This window comes from Phaeobacter sp. HS011 (assembly GCF_018101215.1).
In the GTDB taxonomy this organism is placed as follows: Bacteria; Pseudomonadota; Alphaproteobacteria; order Rhodobacterales; family Rhodobacteraceae; genus Phaeobacter; species Phaeobacter inhibens.
Genome location: NZ_JAGEUF010000003.1, coordinates 1 through 14,064 on the forward strand (window position 1 = coordinate 1; position 14,064 = coordinate 14,064).

Below are 14,064 nucleotides of genomic sequence, written 5' to 3' on the forward strand. Positions count from 1 at the left end.
AAAAAATACCCCGCCCGACGCCACAAACCGCGCCGCTCCTTTTGGCGCGGCGCTTTTGTTTATAAAGGTCAGTCGCCCGTCCCAATTGACCGTCCCGATTATTCCGCCTGCAACTTCGCACGCAGAGAGGCCGACACCGGCGCAAGCGCCACCCGGTTGGCACGATCCTGAAGGCCCCAGATCAACAGCGCTGAAATCGTATCCGGCTGAACCCGGCCCAGCATAATCACCGCGCCCTCCTGCCCGGCGCGAAACGCAGCCTGATCCAGAAAGCGCCGGATCGCGCGGGGATCCTGCCCGGCGCCGTCAAAATCGCGGAACACCACCCCGGCGGGTACGCCTTCGCGCAGGGCCAGTTTCTGTACGGTATTGAGCCCGGCATCCTGCGTCACCATCCCGTAGCCCATCGCGCCAAGCGCGGTGGCCATCTGATCGGCCAGTGGGCGGTTGCCCTGAAACCCGGTATTCACCCCTTCCAACACCGCGACGGCCTCTGGCAAACTTTCCAGCCAGACCTGCAACGCCGTCTCAGCATCCTGCGGAGCGGCATCGCGGGGCAGATCGGCGATCAGCATCACCTCAAAACCGGCAGCGCGGTGGCGCGCCATCTTCGCTGCCGCCTCGGGATCCTGTGGGTCCAGCGCAAAACTCAGCGGATAAGGGAAATCCTGCAAGGCCTCAGCGCCTATCGCGTCGGCATCATCGATCAGAACAATCGACATAAGGGCGCGGTCCGCTTCCGGTGTGAAGGCTTCGGCGTTGCGTTCAAATGGCACCCCATCCTGCTGAGCGCTGGTCTGACTGCCGACCGCCGGAGCATTGGCCTGATCCCTCTCGGTCAGAGGGCGGACCGGGGTCCCAATCCGTGGGCGGCTCTCGGCTTCATCCACTGCGCTGTCCGGCTCTGTCGTGGGCTTGGTTGTTGGCAGATCCGCAATCCGCCGCGCCCCAGCGTCTTCGCTTGCATCTTCGCCTGTCGTCTCGGGTTGAGCCCCGTCAACCTGTCTGGAATTTGTGGCAGGCTGCGTACCCACCTCCGTCGGGCCGGCCTGTCCCAGTCCCGGCACCACAGGAATCGCCGTCGGGCCGGGTACTGCACCCAACGCTGGTCCTTGATCCCCCCCGGCGTCTGCCCCGCTGAGTGCCGGACTACCGGTTGCCACATCCGGAACCGGAAGGCTGGCGATTGCTGAGGCCTCATCACCGCCACCATCAACCTCGGCCGACGGCGTGGACTGGTCCTGCGCCGGCTGATCGGAAGAGGGTTGATCCGGCGCTGTCGTCAGTCGGGACGGCGCTTCGTTCGTAGTCTGCGGCACAGGTGGCTGCGCCGGTTCGGACACCACTACAAGACGCTGCTCCTGACTGGGGGCATTGGGTGCCGGCAGTGCCTCAACCGGGGTGACAGGTGCATCCCGCGCCACATCAATTGCCGGTGCGCCGACGCCACCGGGCGCGGCGCGATCCCCGCTGCCCAGCTCGGTGCCAACGTCGGGGCGGCTGGCGGGATCGGTATCGGCATCCGCAAGTGCGGCCAGATCATCACCGACCACCTGCGGATCCAGCGCCGCTGGGGGCGTTTCCACCAGGTCGGGATCGCTTCCAGCGCTTTCAACCGGAGTGTCCGCCGCCGGGGCCTGCACTTCACTGCGGGCAGGTTCGGCCACGCTGACCTCAACCGATTTGGGCAAGGGCACCGACAGCGACCACACCACGGCGCCGCCTGCGGCCACCAAGGCCCCGAAACTCACGCCTCCAAGAAACCCTCGCATCTCTGTCCTGCCTCTCGTTGCCTTCTGGAACCGGTCGCATTCTGTTGGCCAGGCCACACCAAAGCTGTCGCGCACGCTTGGCCCGCCTGCTGTTGGTGATGTGCTCTTGACGCTGCCGCGCAACCCTGAACATGTATGTTGCGACCACTATACTGCGGCGCGGCCCCGGCCCGCCAGCCCTTAAACGAGCCCGCGACTATGCTGCTGCTGATCGACAACTACGACTCCTTTACCTACAACCTCGTGCATTATCTGGGGGAACTGGGCGCTGACGTTCAGGTCCACCGCAACGACGCGCTGAATGTGCAGGAGGCCATGGCGATGAACCCGGCCGGCATTCTGTTGTCGCCCGGGCCCTGCGATCCGGATCAGGCCGGTATATGCCTCGCCCTGACCGAGGCAGCGGCTGAGACCCAGACACCGCTGCTTGGCGTCTGCCTTGGCCATCAGACCATCGGTCAGGCCTTTGGCGGCAATGTTGTGCGCTGCAAGGATATCGTCCACGGCAAAATGGGCACCATGCATCACACCGATACAGGTCTTTTTGCCGGGTTGCCCTCACCGTTTGAGGCGACACGCTATCACTCATTGATTGTGGACCGCGACAGCCTGCCTGACAGCCTTCAGATCACTGCCGAGCTGGAAGACGGCACCATTATGGGCCTTCAGCACAAGATGCTTCCGATCCACGGTGTGCAGTTTCACCCGGAATCCATCGCCTCCGAACACGGCCACGCGCTGCTGAAGAACTTCCTCAACGTGATGAAGGTGCCCGCATGAGCAATGCAATGAAGCCGCTGATCGATGCCGCTGCGGAGCGCGCCCTTAGCCGGGAGGAAGCAGAGGCCGCCTTCACCCAGCTGTTTGAAGGCAACGCCACGCCGAGCCAGATGGGTGGCCTGCTCATGGCGCTACGTACCCGCGGCGAAACCGTAGATGAATACGCGGCGGCGGCGGCCGTGATGCGCGCCAAATGCAACCCCGTTGTAGCGCCTGCGGGCGCAATGGACATCGTCGGCACCGGTGGCGATGGCAAGGGCACGCTGAACATCTCCACCGCAACCGCCTTTGTCGTGGCCGGGGCCGGAACCGTTGTTGCAAAACACGGCAACCGCAACCTGTCGTCGAAATCCGGCGCAGCCGATGCCTTGGGTCAGATGGGGATCAATGTCATGGTCGGTCCGAAAGTGGCCGAACATGCGCTGCGCGAGGCAGGTATCTGCTTCATGATGGCGCCGATGCACCACCCCGCCATTGCCCATGTGATGCCCACCCGGCAGGAACTCGGCACGCGCACGATCTTCAACATCCTCGGCCCGCTCACCAACCCTGCCGGCGTCAAACGACAACTCACCGGCGCGTTTAGCCGTGATCTGATCCGTCCGATGGCCGAAACCCTTGGCCAGCTGGGATCCGAGCAGGCCTGGCTGGTCCATGGCTCTGACGGCACGGATGAGCTGACCATCACCGGCGTCAGCTGGGTCGCCGCGCTGAACCCAGGTGGCAGTGTCACTGAGATGGAAATCCACCCCGAAGACGCAGGCCTGCCCGTGCATCCGTTTGAGGCGATCGTCGGCGGCACCCCGGAAGAAAACGCCAAGGCCTTTGCGGCACTGTTGTCGGGCGAGGCATCAGCCTACCGCGATGCTGTGCTGTTGAATTCTGCCGCGGCGCTGGTGGTGGCAGGGGCTGCAAGCGATTTGAAAACCGGCGCAGAGATGGCCCGCGCGAGCATCGATAGCGGTGCGGCACGCGAGAAGATCGAAGCTCTCGCCCGCATCACCACGGCTGCCGCCGCCACATGACCCCGGACCTGTCGGATCTTGGCGGCTGGTCCAAGCTGCCGTTTTTCGCAGAACGCTACCCGGCCATTGCTGAGGCCGTGGCCGAGGATCCGCGCGACATTCTTCCGCCAGCGGATCAGCGCCTTGCCGCCCTCTCTCTGACCCCGTCAGAGGCAACCCGCGTGGTTATTCTGGGTCAGGACCCCTATCCAACACCGGGTCATGCCCATGGCCTGGCGTTTTCAGTGGCACCTGATGTGCGCCCGCTGCCGCGTTCTTTGAATAACATTTTCAAAGAGTTGCACGGTGATCTTGGTGTCGAACGCAAAACAGGCGACCTGCGCGGCTGGGCGCGTCAGGGGGTTCTGCTGCTCAATACCGTGTTGTCAGTTCCCGCAGGCGATGCCAACGGCCACAAAAACCTTGGCTGGCAGCAGCTGGCGCATGAGGTCCTCAGCCTGACCAGTCAGCGCCCGACGGCCTATATTCTCTGGGGGAAACAGGCCCAAGGGCTTGAAAAATATATCCAACCGGGTGATCACCTTATCCTGAGGACCGCGCACCCCTCACCACTGTCTGCGCGTCGCGGCTTTTTTGGCTCGCGCCCCTTTTCGACGGTGAACCGCTGGCTTGCTGAGCAGGGTCAGCCAACAATTGACTGGAACGCGTGACGGGAGGCGTCAAGATGACTGAAACAGTGCTGGACAAGATCAAGGCCTACAAGCTGGAAGAGATCGCCGCCGACAAGGCAGCCAAACCCCTCGAAGCGGTTGAGGCCGAAGCCCGTGATGCCAGCCCGGTGCGTGGCTTTGCCAAGGCGCTGATGCAGGCCAGCCGCGATGGCTACGGACTGATTGCCGAAATCAAGAAAGCCAGCCCTTCCAAAGGGTTGATCCGGGAAGATTTTCACCCCGCAGACCTCGCCCGGGCCTATGAGGCCGGTGGTGCAACCTGCCTTTCCGTGCTGACCGATACCCCCAGTTTTCAGGGCGCGAAATCCTTTCTGACGGAGGCACGCGAGGCCTGTGCCCTCCCGGCCCTGCGCAAGGATTTCATGTATGATCCCTATCAGGTCGCCGAGGCGCGCGCGCTTGGTGCCGATTGCATCCTGATCATTCTTGCCTCCGTTTCCGACACACAGGCGGCTGAGCTGGAAGCCGCCGCCGCTGATTGGAATATGGACGTGCTGCTGGAGGTCCATGACGAGGAAGAGCTGCATCGCGCCTGCAAGCTGAAATCGCCCCTTCTTGGCATCAACAATCGCAATCTCAAGACCTTTGAGACCACATTGGACACTACCCGTACCCTGTCCCGTCTGGTTCCTGCCGACCGGACCATCGTCTGTGAAAGCGCGCTTTCCACACCACAGGATCTCTCCGACATGGCCCGCTATGGCGCGCGTAGTTTCCTCATCGGTGAAAGCCTGATGCGCCAGGATGACGTCGCCGCCGCGACCCGTGATATTCTTGCTAACCCGCTGATGCCGGGGGCAATGTGATGTCCCTTACCCACTTCAACAGCAGCGGCGACGCCCATATGGTCGATGTCTCGAACAAGGCAGTGACCTCGCGGATCGCCACCGCCGAAGGCCACATCACCATGGCGCGCGAAACCTTTGATATTATTGCAGAAGGTCGCGCAAAGAAGGGCGATGTCCTGTCGGTGGCGCGGCTCGCAGGGATCATGGGCGCCAAGAAGACACCGGATCTGATCCCACTCTGCCATCCGCTCCCCGTGACTAAGGTCGCCGTGGATCTGACCCTTGACCCCGACCTGCCCGGCGTGCGCGTCGCGGCCACCGTGAAAACCACCGGCCAGACCGGGGTCGAAATGGAGGCGCTGACCGCTGTCTCCACTGCCGCGCTTACGGTCTATGACATGGCCAAGGCCGTCGACAAGGCGATGGAAATCGGTGGCATCCGTGTAACATTGAAAGATGGCGGAAAATCAGGACGATACGAGGCCTAAATGATCTCAGTTTCTGACGCATTGAACACGCTGCTTGATCTGGTGGCACCGCTTGAAGTGGAGACCGTTCCCCTGCGCGTCGCTGCCGGTCGCGTGCTTGCGGAGCCGGTGTCCGCCAACCGCGACCAGCCTCCCTTTGCCGCCTCCGCCATGGACGGCTACGCAATGAAAGCGGCAGAGGTAGAGCGGGATGCGATGTTCAAAGTTATCGGAGAAAGCGCTGCCGGCCATGGGTTTGAGGGGCGTGTCGGACCCGGTCAGGCGGTGCGGATCTTCACCGGAGCGCCAGTGCCTGATGGCGCTGATTTCGTTGTTATTCAGGAAGATACCAGCGTTACCGGATCTCTGCTGACCATCACAGATCATCCCGGACCCGGCCATAATATTCGCGCAAAAGGCGGTGATTTCCAGATTGGCACCACAGTTGATGCGCCGCGTGTCCTGACGCCAGCAGACATTGCCCTGCTTGCGGCGATGAATATCGCCGAGGTACCCGTGCGCCGAAAACCAACGGTGGCGCTGATCTCCACCGGGGATGAGCTGGTTATGCCCGGCGAAAGCCCCGGCACGGATCAGATCATCGCCTCCAATACTTTCGGGCTGGACGCAATGCTGGCCGCTGCCGGCGCCGAGTCCCGGATTCTGCCCATTGCCCGCGACACCGAAAGCAGCCTGCGCATGGCACTGGACCTAGCGCAGAACGCTGACCTGATCGTCACCATTGGCGGGGCCTCGGTTGGGGATCACGATCTGGTTGCCGGAGTGACCGAAGGGCTGGGCATGTCCCGCGCCTTCTACAAGGTGGCCATGCGTCCGGGGAAACCGCTGATGGCCGGAACCCTGGGCCGTTCCGCGATGGTCGGATTGCCGGGAAACCCTGTTTCGGCAATGGTTTGCGGGCATGTCTTCCTGTTGCCCATGCTGCGTGTGATGCAGGGGTTGCCCGCTATGGATCACCAGCCATCGACGGCGAATTTGGCTCATGAGCTGCCTGCAAACGGACCGCGGACGCACTATATGCGCGCCAGGTTGAGCGGCGGCGATCTGCATGTCTTCGACGATCAAGACAGCGCGCGGCTGACACTTTTGTCAGAGGCCAATGCTCTCGCCATCCGACCGCCGCATGATCCCTATCGGAGTAAGGGTGAGCCACTCTCCTACATTGTTATCTGACACCATACTCCGCTTTCACTTTGCCAACAATTCACCGTCAATTCCGCTGAATATGAAAGGTTTTACGCCAGGCACCGTTGACACAAAACGAGAACATGCGTAGAACAAAGAGAAACATTGAGCGGTTGAGAGGGATGTCATGCTGACGAAGAAGCAATTGGATTTGCTGGATTTCATCAACACACGCCTGCAGCAGGATGGTGTCCCCCCCAGCTTCGACGAGATGAAGGTGGCTCTGGATTTGCGCTCAAAATCCGGCATCCACCGGCTGATCACCGCGCTGGAGGAGCGGGGATTCATTCGCCGTCTTGCCCACAGGGCCCGCGCGATTGAGATTATCCGCCTGCCGGACAGCCTTGGAAACACCGCGCAAGCGGCTGAGGCGGCACCTGCTGCCCCGGGCCCCGCCAATCAGGTGTCGGCGCCCGCCATGATCGCCGCGATGGAACTGCCGGTCATGGGACGCATCGCTGCCGGTGTCCCGATTGAGGCCATCAATCAGGTATCCCATCAGGTCGCAGTCCCTGCCTCCATGCTCTCCGCCCAGGGGCAACATTTCGCATTGGAGGTGCGCGGAGACTCCATGATTGAGGCCGGGATCAACGACGGCGATATCGTCGTGATCCGGGAAACAGCTGTGGCAGACAACGGCGACGTGGTGGTTGCGCTGGTCGAGGGGCAGGAAGCCACACTGAAACGCATCTATCGTAAGGGCAGCACCATCGCGCTGGAGGCCGCCAACCCTGCCTATGAAACCCGCCGGTACCCGCAGGATCAGGTAAAGGTACAGGGCCGCCTCGTCGGCCTCATCCGAACCTACTGACCAGCGTCGCGGGCGGAAATATCCAAGGACAAGCGCATGGATCAGTCCGAGCGCTTCGATAGGGACAAGCTGGCACGGGCAAGACAATACGGGCAAAGCGACAAAAATCGACCGATACGCAGCCTGTGTTTCGGCTTATATCTTGATGGTGTTCGGACAGCATCGCTGGGCCCACTCGGTGCTGCGCGATCATACATCGGCCAGACGCAGCCCGACGTAACCTCCATGCAGATAGCGTATCAGCACCTTAAGGTTGGATGAGCCAAATCGAGGATGGGGCTCTCTCCGATCATCGCAGGCCTCGATCGTCGTTGGACTATTGCAATTGATATGATCGTGACCGCACCGAACCTTGGCTCCACAGCCGCGCCCCAACCACATCCCGCACCGAAATCCAGCGCCCCGCCGCATCCATCTGCACGCTCCCCAGACGATGCAGCGCGTCTGCATCAAACACCAGGCAGTCCCCGACCGGCGCCACTGACTTGGCGCTAATGACTACCTCATCGGCTGCACATACGGTCAGTGCCTCGGCCGCTGCCTTGCCGATCACATGGATCAGCCGCTGATCCGTCGCAGCCAGATATGCCGTGACCGATTTACCGGGCGCCTCCGGACCGGCAACCAGCTGCCATAGCTGCGCGCCCTCTGCCTGCGTCCGTAAACTCCCGTCATTCTCCGCCCAACGCTCTGCCGCATACCCATGCCCCTTGGCACGCGACAGTGCCCGTCCCTCCGCCGTCAGGACCCCGACGATACCGCCATTTGGCGCTACCAGAACGTCGGGGCGCGGGCTGCCATGCCATATCAGCGCGGCCCCCAATAGCACCGGCACACCAAGAAGGCGCAACCGCCCCCGCCAAAGGCCAAGCAGCAGCCCCCCTAAAGCCACCAGCGGCAAGACCAGCGCAGGCGGCATCGGCACCGCCCCTTGTGCCCCATCGAGAGCGGCGACCCAATTGGCAACAAACAGGATCCAGCCGATCCCCAGATCCATCAGTGCAAGACCAACCCATGACGCCCCCACAGGTGCCAGACAAAGCGACAGAACCGCAGCTGGCACCACCAGCGCGCCCATTACAGGCACAGCCAGGACATTGGCCAGCAATCCGTAATGCGAGATCATATTGAAATGTGCGGCCCCAAATGGCGCGGTCGCTACTCCCGCTATCAGCGAGGACAGCACAACACCCGCCGCCATCCGCAGCCAGCGCGGGCCGGTTGGGGTCAGCCGGTCTCGCAGGCCGCCAAACACCACGATCAAGGCGGTGGTGGCGGCAAAACTCATCTGAAAACCCGGGCTGAGCAGGCTTTCCGGGCGCAAGACCAGGATCACCATGGCAGCCAAAGCCACCGCGCGCAGGGACAACGCCCGCCGATCCAGCAGCACTGCCCCCAGCATCATCGCCACCATGATATACGCGCGTGTGCTGGCAACCTGCATCCCGGACAGCAGCAGATAAGCGCTGGCCGCAAGCAAGGCGCCAACCGCCGCCAGTTTCTTGGTGTCGACACGTTGCGCTGCGGCTGGCGCAAGCGCCAATAACAGCCGCAGCCCGCCAAAGACAACGCCGGCCAGAAGCCCCATATGCAGCCCGGAAATTGCCAACAAATGCGCGAGGTTACTGGCACGCAACGCCTCTAGCGCCACCTGGGGGATCGCAGAACGATCCCCGGTGGTAATGGCCGACGCAAATCCGCCCGTCGCCACCGGCATTTGCGAACGGATACCGGTGGAGAGCCGCTGGCGCAATTGCTCGACCGGCAGATCATGCGGGCTGCGGTTGATGATCAGTACGGGCACACGGGTGTACCCCACCGCGCCGAGCTGTTGAAACCAGGCATGTCGTCGGAAATCAAACCCATGAGGTTCAACAGGACCCTGCGGTGGCATCAAATGGGCCGTGGTCATCACCCGATCGCCAATGCGCGGAACCCGTGCCCCCTCCGGCAGCGACAGCCGTACCCGCGCCGGGGTCTGATCTGGCGCGATCCGGTCAAGAAAGAGCTGATCCAGCGTGATCCGCAACCGGTCACGGGCAGAGCGATCGATGGCAATCACCCGCCCTTCCACCGCGCCATAGCTGCGGTGCTGAAGCACCGGCGCGCCAACCGCATGTGCGCGCATCCCGGCGGCTGCAAACCCAAGAGCAATCAGCAGCACCGTCCAGCCCAGAAAGACCACAGTATCCTGCCGGTCGCCGCGCCACAGCAGTGCCAGCGCGACGCAGGCAATCCCAGCGCCCCAAAGATAATGCGCCGGTTCCGGCTCAAACTTAAGTGAGAAAAACAGCCCGATGCCAATCCCGAACAAGACCGGCACCCAGGGAAAGAGATCCCCGCGCTGGGATTGCAACAGACCATCAAGGACGCCCAGGGCGCGCATGCTTGCTCCTTGCCTTCTGGCTCGGTAGACAGGCGACAAAACTAGCCCTTCCATGGTTTCCAAAAGGTAAATCACCCCCATGTCCAAACCGGTCGTCACCCGTTTCGCCCCCTCGCCCACCGGCTATCTGCATATCGGTGGTGCGCGCACCGCACTGTTCAACTGGCTCTATGCCCGTGGCCGTGGCGGCAAATTCCTGTTGCGGATCGAAGACACCGACCGCGAGCGCTCCAACCCGGAGGCGACGGCCGCGATCCTACAGGGCATGGCCTGGCTCGGCCTGGATCACGACGGTGAGGTTGTCAGCCAGTTCGAAGGCGCCGAACGTCACGCAGCCGTTGCCCGTGAACTGTTTGAGGCTGGCAAGGCCTACAAGTGCTTTGCCACACAGGAAGAAATCGCGGCCTTCCGTGATCAGGCAAAGGCGGAGGGGAAATCGACCCTCTACCGCTCCCCTTGGCGCGATGCCGATGACAGCAGCCATCCCGATGCACCTTATGTGATCCGCATCAAGGCCCCGCAGGACGGCACCACCGTGATCCGCGACGAGGTTCAGGGCGATGTCACGATCAAGAACGCGCAGCTCGATGATATGGTCCTGCTGCGCTCAGACGGGACGCCTGTCTATATGCTGGCAGTTGTCGTGGATGATCACGATATGGGCGTCACCCATGTCATTCGGGGTGATGATCACCTCAACAACGCTGCGCGTCAGATGATGATCTATGAGGCGATGGGCTGGGATGTGCCGGTCTGGGCGCATATCCCGCTGATCCACGGGGCGGACGGCAAGAAACTCTCGAAACGCCATGGCGCCTTGGGCGCGCAGGAGTATCAGGCGATGGGCTATCCTGCTGCCGGGATGCGCAACTACCTGGCCCGTTTGGGCTGGAGCCATGGCGATGATGAGTTTTTCACCGATGCGCAGGCGCGTGACTGGTTTGATCTCGACGGCATCGGCAAAAGCCCCGCACGGTTTGACACCAAGAAGCTGGAAAACCTCTGCGGCCAGCATATCGCCATCAGCGATGATGCTGCGCTGCGGAATGAGCTGCAGGCCTATCTGGCTGCGGCTGGCAAGCCACAGTTAAATGACGTTCAGTCAAACGATCTTGAACGTGCGATGTATTGCCTCAAGGATCGCGCCAAGACATTCCCTGAGCTGCTTGAAAAAGCTCATTTTATTCTGGCTTCACGACCGATTGAGCCAGATCAGAAGGCCGCAAAAGCCCTTGCATCTGTATCCGACGGTATACTGAGTGAATTGACGCCGCAGCTGCAAAATGCTAGCTGGTCCCGAGACGATCTGGAGGCGCTTCTGAACGCATTCGCAGAAGCACAGGATACCAAGTTCGGCAAACTGGCGGGCCCCTTGCGGGCGGCGCTGGCTGGTCGTGCGGTAACCCCTTCAGTTTTCGACATGATGCTGATTCTGGGCCGGGACGAAACACTGGCCCGACTCTCCGACGTTGCTGGCTAACCCTGTCGTTAACTGCTGGGTAAGTCGGTACCGCTATGACCTCACCTGCGCGATTGCCGTGCAGGTGCTGCCTGCACAAGGCGGGGGCCTCCCCCGCTTTCGTGCCTGTATCAGGAAGGGACATCTATGACCGATACAAAGAAGACCGCCCAGCTCAGCCTGAATGGCGAAACTTACGAGCTTCCCATTTTCTCGCCGACGACCGGGCCCGATGTTCTGGATATCCGCAAGCTCTACGGCCAGGCCGGTGTGTTTACCTATGATCCCGGCTTCACCTCCACCGCGAGCTGTGACAGCACCATCACCTATATCGATGGTGGCAAAGGCGAACTGCTGCACCGCGGCTACCCGATTGACCAGCTGGCATCCAAATCGCACCACCTCGAAGTTTGCTACCTGCTGCTCTATGGTGAGCTGCCGACCGCAGCCCAGCTGGAAGATTTCGAGACCCGTGTGACCCGTCACACCATGGTGCATGAACAGATGCACAACTTCTTCCGTGGCTTCCGCCGCGACGCGCATCCGATGGCAACCCTGGTGGGTGTTGTTGGTGCAATGTCGGCCTTCTACCACGATTCCACCGACATCAATGACCCCTGGCAGCGCGAAGTGGCCGCGATCCGTTTGATCGCAAAACTGCCCACCATTGCTGCGATGGCTTATAAGTATTCGATCGGCCAGCCCTTCGTGTATCCGCGCAACGATCTCGATTACGCGGCAAACTTCCTGCACATGTGCTTCTCGGTTCCGGCAGAAGAATACCATGTCGATCCGATCCTCGCCCGCGCGATGGACCGCATCTTCATCCTGCATGCCGATCATGAGCAAAACGCCTCGACCTCGACCGTGCGTCTGGCGTCCTCTTCCGGTGCCAACCCGTTTGCCTGTATCGCGGCTGGCATCGCCTGCCTCTGGGGTCCGGCCCACGGCGGCGCCAACCAGGCCTGCCTGGAGATGCTGAAGGAAATCGGCTCGGTTGACCGTATCCCTGAGTTCATCGAGCGCGCCAAGGACAAGAACGATCCGTTCCGCCTGATGGGCTTTGGCCACCGGGTCTACAAGAACACCGACCCGCGCGCCAAGGTGCTGAAACAATCCGCCGACGAAGTGCTGGAACTCTTGGGTGTTGAAAACAACCCCCTCCTGCAGGTCGCCAAGGAACTGGAGCGCACTGCGCTCAACGATGAGTATTTCATCGAGAAGAAACTGTTCCCGAACGTGGATTTCTATTCCGGCATCATCCTTGAGGCGATGGGCTTCCCGACTTCGATGTTCACACCGATCTTTGCGCTGTCGCGCACCGTCGGCTGGATCTCGCAGTGGAAAGAAATGATCGCGGATCCACAGAACAAAATCGGTCGCCCGCGTCAGCTCTACCTCGGCGAAACTGCCCGCGACTACATCGATATCGAAAGCCGCTGATCACAGGCTACTTCGCCGCATCATCGGTGACAGAAAAATGCAAACCCTGCCTTCCCGGAGGCAGGGTTTTTTCATGGTCTCAGCCGACACGATGAAGGCACGATGGACCTGCCGTGCCCAAATCGAGAAATACACCTTTCGATTGCAGACCTACGTCTTTCGGTGAGTGCGACAATCAAAAGGATAGCCCGCTGATGTTTCCAATCCGGAAACCTGGTTAACCCCTTTCATCGCATTTTACTCAATTAGAGCGGGTTTCGATTGACGAAATTCGACCTCCTGCATAGGCATGTCGCCAATTGCTAATTAAACCTTAACGGGAGACGCACCGTGCTTATGCTCATGACATTGCTTGGGGTTGGCCTGCTGGCTGGCGTGATCATCAATGATTCCGACGATTCCGACAGCGCAGACTCCGGCGCCAACGAAAGCGGTAACGAAGACAACACCGAAACCGTTGTCGAGGGCACCGACGGCGCCGACCTGCTGTTTGGCACAACCGGCAGTGAAAACCTGCTTGGCGGCGCTGGTGACGACAATATCGACGCACGCGGCGGTCCCGATACGATCGAAGGCGGCGCAGGCGACGACCGGCTGGACGGTGGCTCGGCAGATGACAACGTCTTTGGCGGAGACGGCGACGATACGATGGTCGGCGGCAATGGCGATGACTTCATGCGCGGTAACGCTGGGGATGACACCCTGATCGACACCCGCGGCGCAGATCATCTGGTCGGCGGTCAGGGCAATGACCTGATCATCGCCGCAGGCATTCTGGACGAAGGCGCCTATGAAGACATCGTTCAGGGCCGTGAGACGCCGACCTCCGCAGCCGAGGTCAACGCCCTGCTGAACTTTGACTACACGGCCGATCAGGACGCTGCAGGCGATACCATCAACGCCGGTGCTGGTGACGATTCCGTGCTCTTTGGTCTCAACGATACGGTGACCGGTGGCAGCGGCAACGACAGCTTCGAAACCGGAGCCTGGCTGACCGAGGATGAACAGGCGACCATCACCGATTTCACGGCGGATGATGACCGGGTGGTCTACTACTACGACGAAAACGAAGACGAGCCAGAGCTGGACGTGGTCACCCGCGCCAACGATGATGGCGGCACCGATGCCTTCCTGGTCGCCAATGGCGAGGAGGTGGTACGCCTGATCAACGCCGGTACCACCTTTAACCTGGCCGAGCATGTCGCTCTGGTTGCCCGCAGCGGCTGATAGATAACTCCGCTGGGGTGGGATCAATT

12 protein-coding genes are annotated in these 14,064 nt (G+C 61.4%); 10 read left to right on the top strand and 2 right to left on the bottom strand.

The features are described 5' to 3' along the window. Window positions 1–98: 98 nt before the first annotated feature. Window positions 99–1,772 carry a divergent polysaccharide deacteylase family protein gene (locus J4721_RS06000; protein ID WP_211002491.1) on the bottom strand — a complete coding sequence of 558 codons (1,674 nt, stop codon included), beginning with the start codon at window positions 1,770–1,772 and terminating at the stop codon, window positions 99–101. A gap of 198 nt (window positions 1,773–1,970) precedes the next feature. On the opposite strand from J4721_RS06000, the gene J4721_RS06005 reads away from it, so the two are divergent. The 7 genes from J4721_RS06005 (at window position 1,971) to lexA (ending at window position 7,520) form a co-directional block, all read left to right on the top strand. Next, complete coding sequence (locus tag J4721_RS06005) at window positions 1,971–2,552, top strand: aminodeoxychorismate/anthranilate synthase component II (RefSeq protein ID WP_211002499.1); 582 nt, start codon at window positions 1,971–1,973, stop codon at window positions 2,550–2,552. Continuing rightward, window positions 2,549–3,577 carry an anthranilate phosphoribosyltransferase gene (gene trpD, locus J4721_RS06010; RefSeq protein ID WP_102854691.1) on the top strand — a complete coding sequence of 343 codons (1,029 nt, stop codon included), beginning with the start codon at window positions 2,549–2,551 and terminating at the stop codon, window positions 3,575–3,577. Before J4721_RS06005 ends, trpD begins: the two co-directional genes overlap by 4 nt. Beyond that, window positions 3,574–4,227, top strand: a complete 654-nt coding sequence (locus tag J4721_RS06015) for a uracil-DNA glycosylase (RefSeq protein ID WP_102874187.1) — start codon at window positions 3,574–3,576, stop codon at window positions 4,225–4,227. The genes trpD and J4721_RS06015 overlap by 4 nt, the downstream gene beginning before the upstream one ends. Before the next feature lie 14 nt (window positions 4,228–4,241). Continuing rightward, window positions 4,242–5,054 (top strand): indole-3-glycerol phosphate synthase TrpC, encoded by an 813-nt coding sequence (gene trpC, locus J4721_RS06020; protein ID WP_014874791.1) that lies wholly within the window; start codon window positions 4,242–4,244, stop codon window positions 5,052–5,054. Beyond that, the gene (gene moaC / locus J4721_RS06025) at window positions 5,054–5,524 is read left to right on the top strand and encodes a cyclic pyranopterin monophosphate synthase MoaC (protein ID WP_211002490.1); all 471 of its coding nucleotides are present in this window, start codon (window positions 5,054–5,056) and stop codon (window positions 5,522–5,524) included. The genes trpC and moaC overlap by 1 nt, the downstream gene beginning before the upstream one ends. Next, window positions 5,525–6,697 (top strand): gephyrin-like molybdotransferase Glp, encoded by a 1,173-nt coding sequence (gene glp / locus J4721_RS06030; protein WP_211002489.1) that lies wholly within the window; start codon window positions 5,525–5,527, stop codon window positions 6,695–6,697. It abuts the gene before it with no gap. Window positions 6,698–6,836: 139 nt separating this feature from the next. After that, window positions 6,837–7,520, top strand: coding sequence for a transcriptional repressor LexA (lexA, locus tag J4721_RS06035; RefSeq protein WP_027247240.1), 684 nt, complete (start codon window positions 6,837–6,839; stop codon window positions 7,518–7,520). Window positions 7,521–7,836: 316 nt separating this feature from the next. Here lexA and J4721_RS06040 read toward each other — a convergent pair whose 3' ends face one another. Beyond that, the gene (locus J4721_RS06040; protein ID WP_211002488.1) at window positions 7,837–9,906 is read right to left on the bottom strand and encodes a ComEC/Rec2 family competence protein; all 2,070 of its coding nucleotides are present in this window, start codon (window positions 9,904–9,906) and stop codon (window positions 7,837–7,839) included. Window positions 9,907–9,985: 79 nt separating this feature from the next. On the opposite strand from J4721_RS06040, the gene gltX reads away from it, so the two are divergent. From gltX to J4721_RS06055, 3 genes are all read left to right on the top strand, one after another. Further along, window positions 9,986–11,386, top strand: a complete 1,401-nt coding sequence (gltX, locus tag J4721_RS06045) for a glutamate--tRNA ligase (protein WP_211002487.1) — start codon at window positions 9,986–9,988, stop codon at window positions 11,384–11,386. Between the two features lie 126 nt (window positions 11,387–11,512). After that, complete coding sequence (gene gltA / locus J4721_RS06050) at window positions 11,513–12,808, top strand: citrate synthase (RefSeq protein ID WP_014874797.1); 1,296 nt, start codon at window positions 11,513–11,515, stop codon at window positions 12,806–12,808. 336 nt (window positions 12,809–13,144) lie between these two features. Further along, window positions 13,145–14,035 (top strand): calcium-binding protein, encoded by an 891-nt coding sequence (locus tag J4721_RS06055; protein WP_247655951.1) that lies wholly within the window; start codon window positions 13,145–13,147, stop codon window positions 14,033–14,035. The last annotated feature ends 29 nt before the right edge of the window (window positions 14,036–14,064 follow it).

Coding starts and splice junctions, on each gene's coding strand:
- J4721_RS06000 (WP_211002491.1), bottom strand. CDS start 1,772: ATGCGAGGGTTTCTTGGAGGCGTGAGTTTCGGGGCCTTGGTGGCCGCA.
- J4721_RS06005 (WP_211002499.1), top strand. CDS start 1,971: ATGCTGCTGCTGATCGACAACTACGACTCCTTTACCTACAACCTCGTG.
- trpD (WP_102854691.1), top strand. CDS start 2,549: ATGAGCAATGCAATGAAGCCGCTGATCGATGCCGCTGCGGAGCGCGCC.
- J4721_RS06015 (WP_102874187.1), top strand. CDS start 3,574: ATGACCCCGGACCTGTCGGATCTTGGCGGCTGGTCCAAGCTGCCGTTT.
- trpC (WP_014874791.1), top strand. CDS start 4,242: ATGACTGAAACAGTGCTGGACAAGATCAAGGCCTACAAGCTGGAAGAG.
- moaC (WP_211002490.1), top strand. CDS start 5,054: ATGTCCCTTACCCACTTCAACAGCAGCGGCGACGCCCATATGGTCGAT.
- glp (WP_211002489.1), top strand. CDS start 5,525: ATGATCTCAGTTTCTGACGCATTGAACACGCTGCTTGATCTGGTGGCA.
- lexA (WP_027247240.1), top strand. CDS start 6,837: ATGCTGACGAAGAAGCAATTGGATTTGCTGGATTTCATCAACACACGC.
- J4721_RS06040 (WP_211002488.1), bottom strand. CDS start 9,906: ATGCGCGCCCTGGGCGTCCTTGATGGTCTGTTGCAATCCCAGCGCGGG.
- gltX (WP_211002487.1), top strand. CDS start 9,986: ATGTCCAAACCGGTCGTCACCCGTTTCGCCCCCTCGCCCACCGGCTAT.
- gltA (WP_014874797.1), top strand. CDS start 11,513: ATGACCGATACAAAGAAGACCGCCCAGCTCAGCCTGAATGGCGAAACT.
- J4721_RS06055 (WP_247655951.1), top strand. CDS start 13,145: ATGCTCATGACATTGCTTGGGGTTGGCCTGCTGGCTGGCGTGATCATC.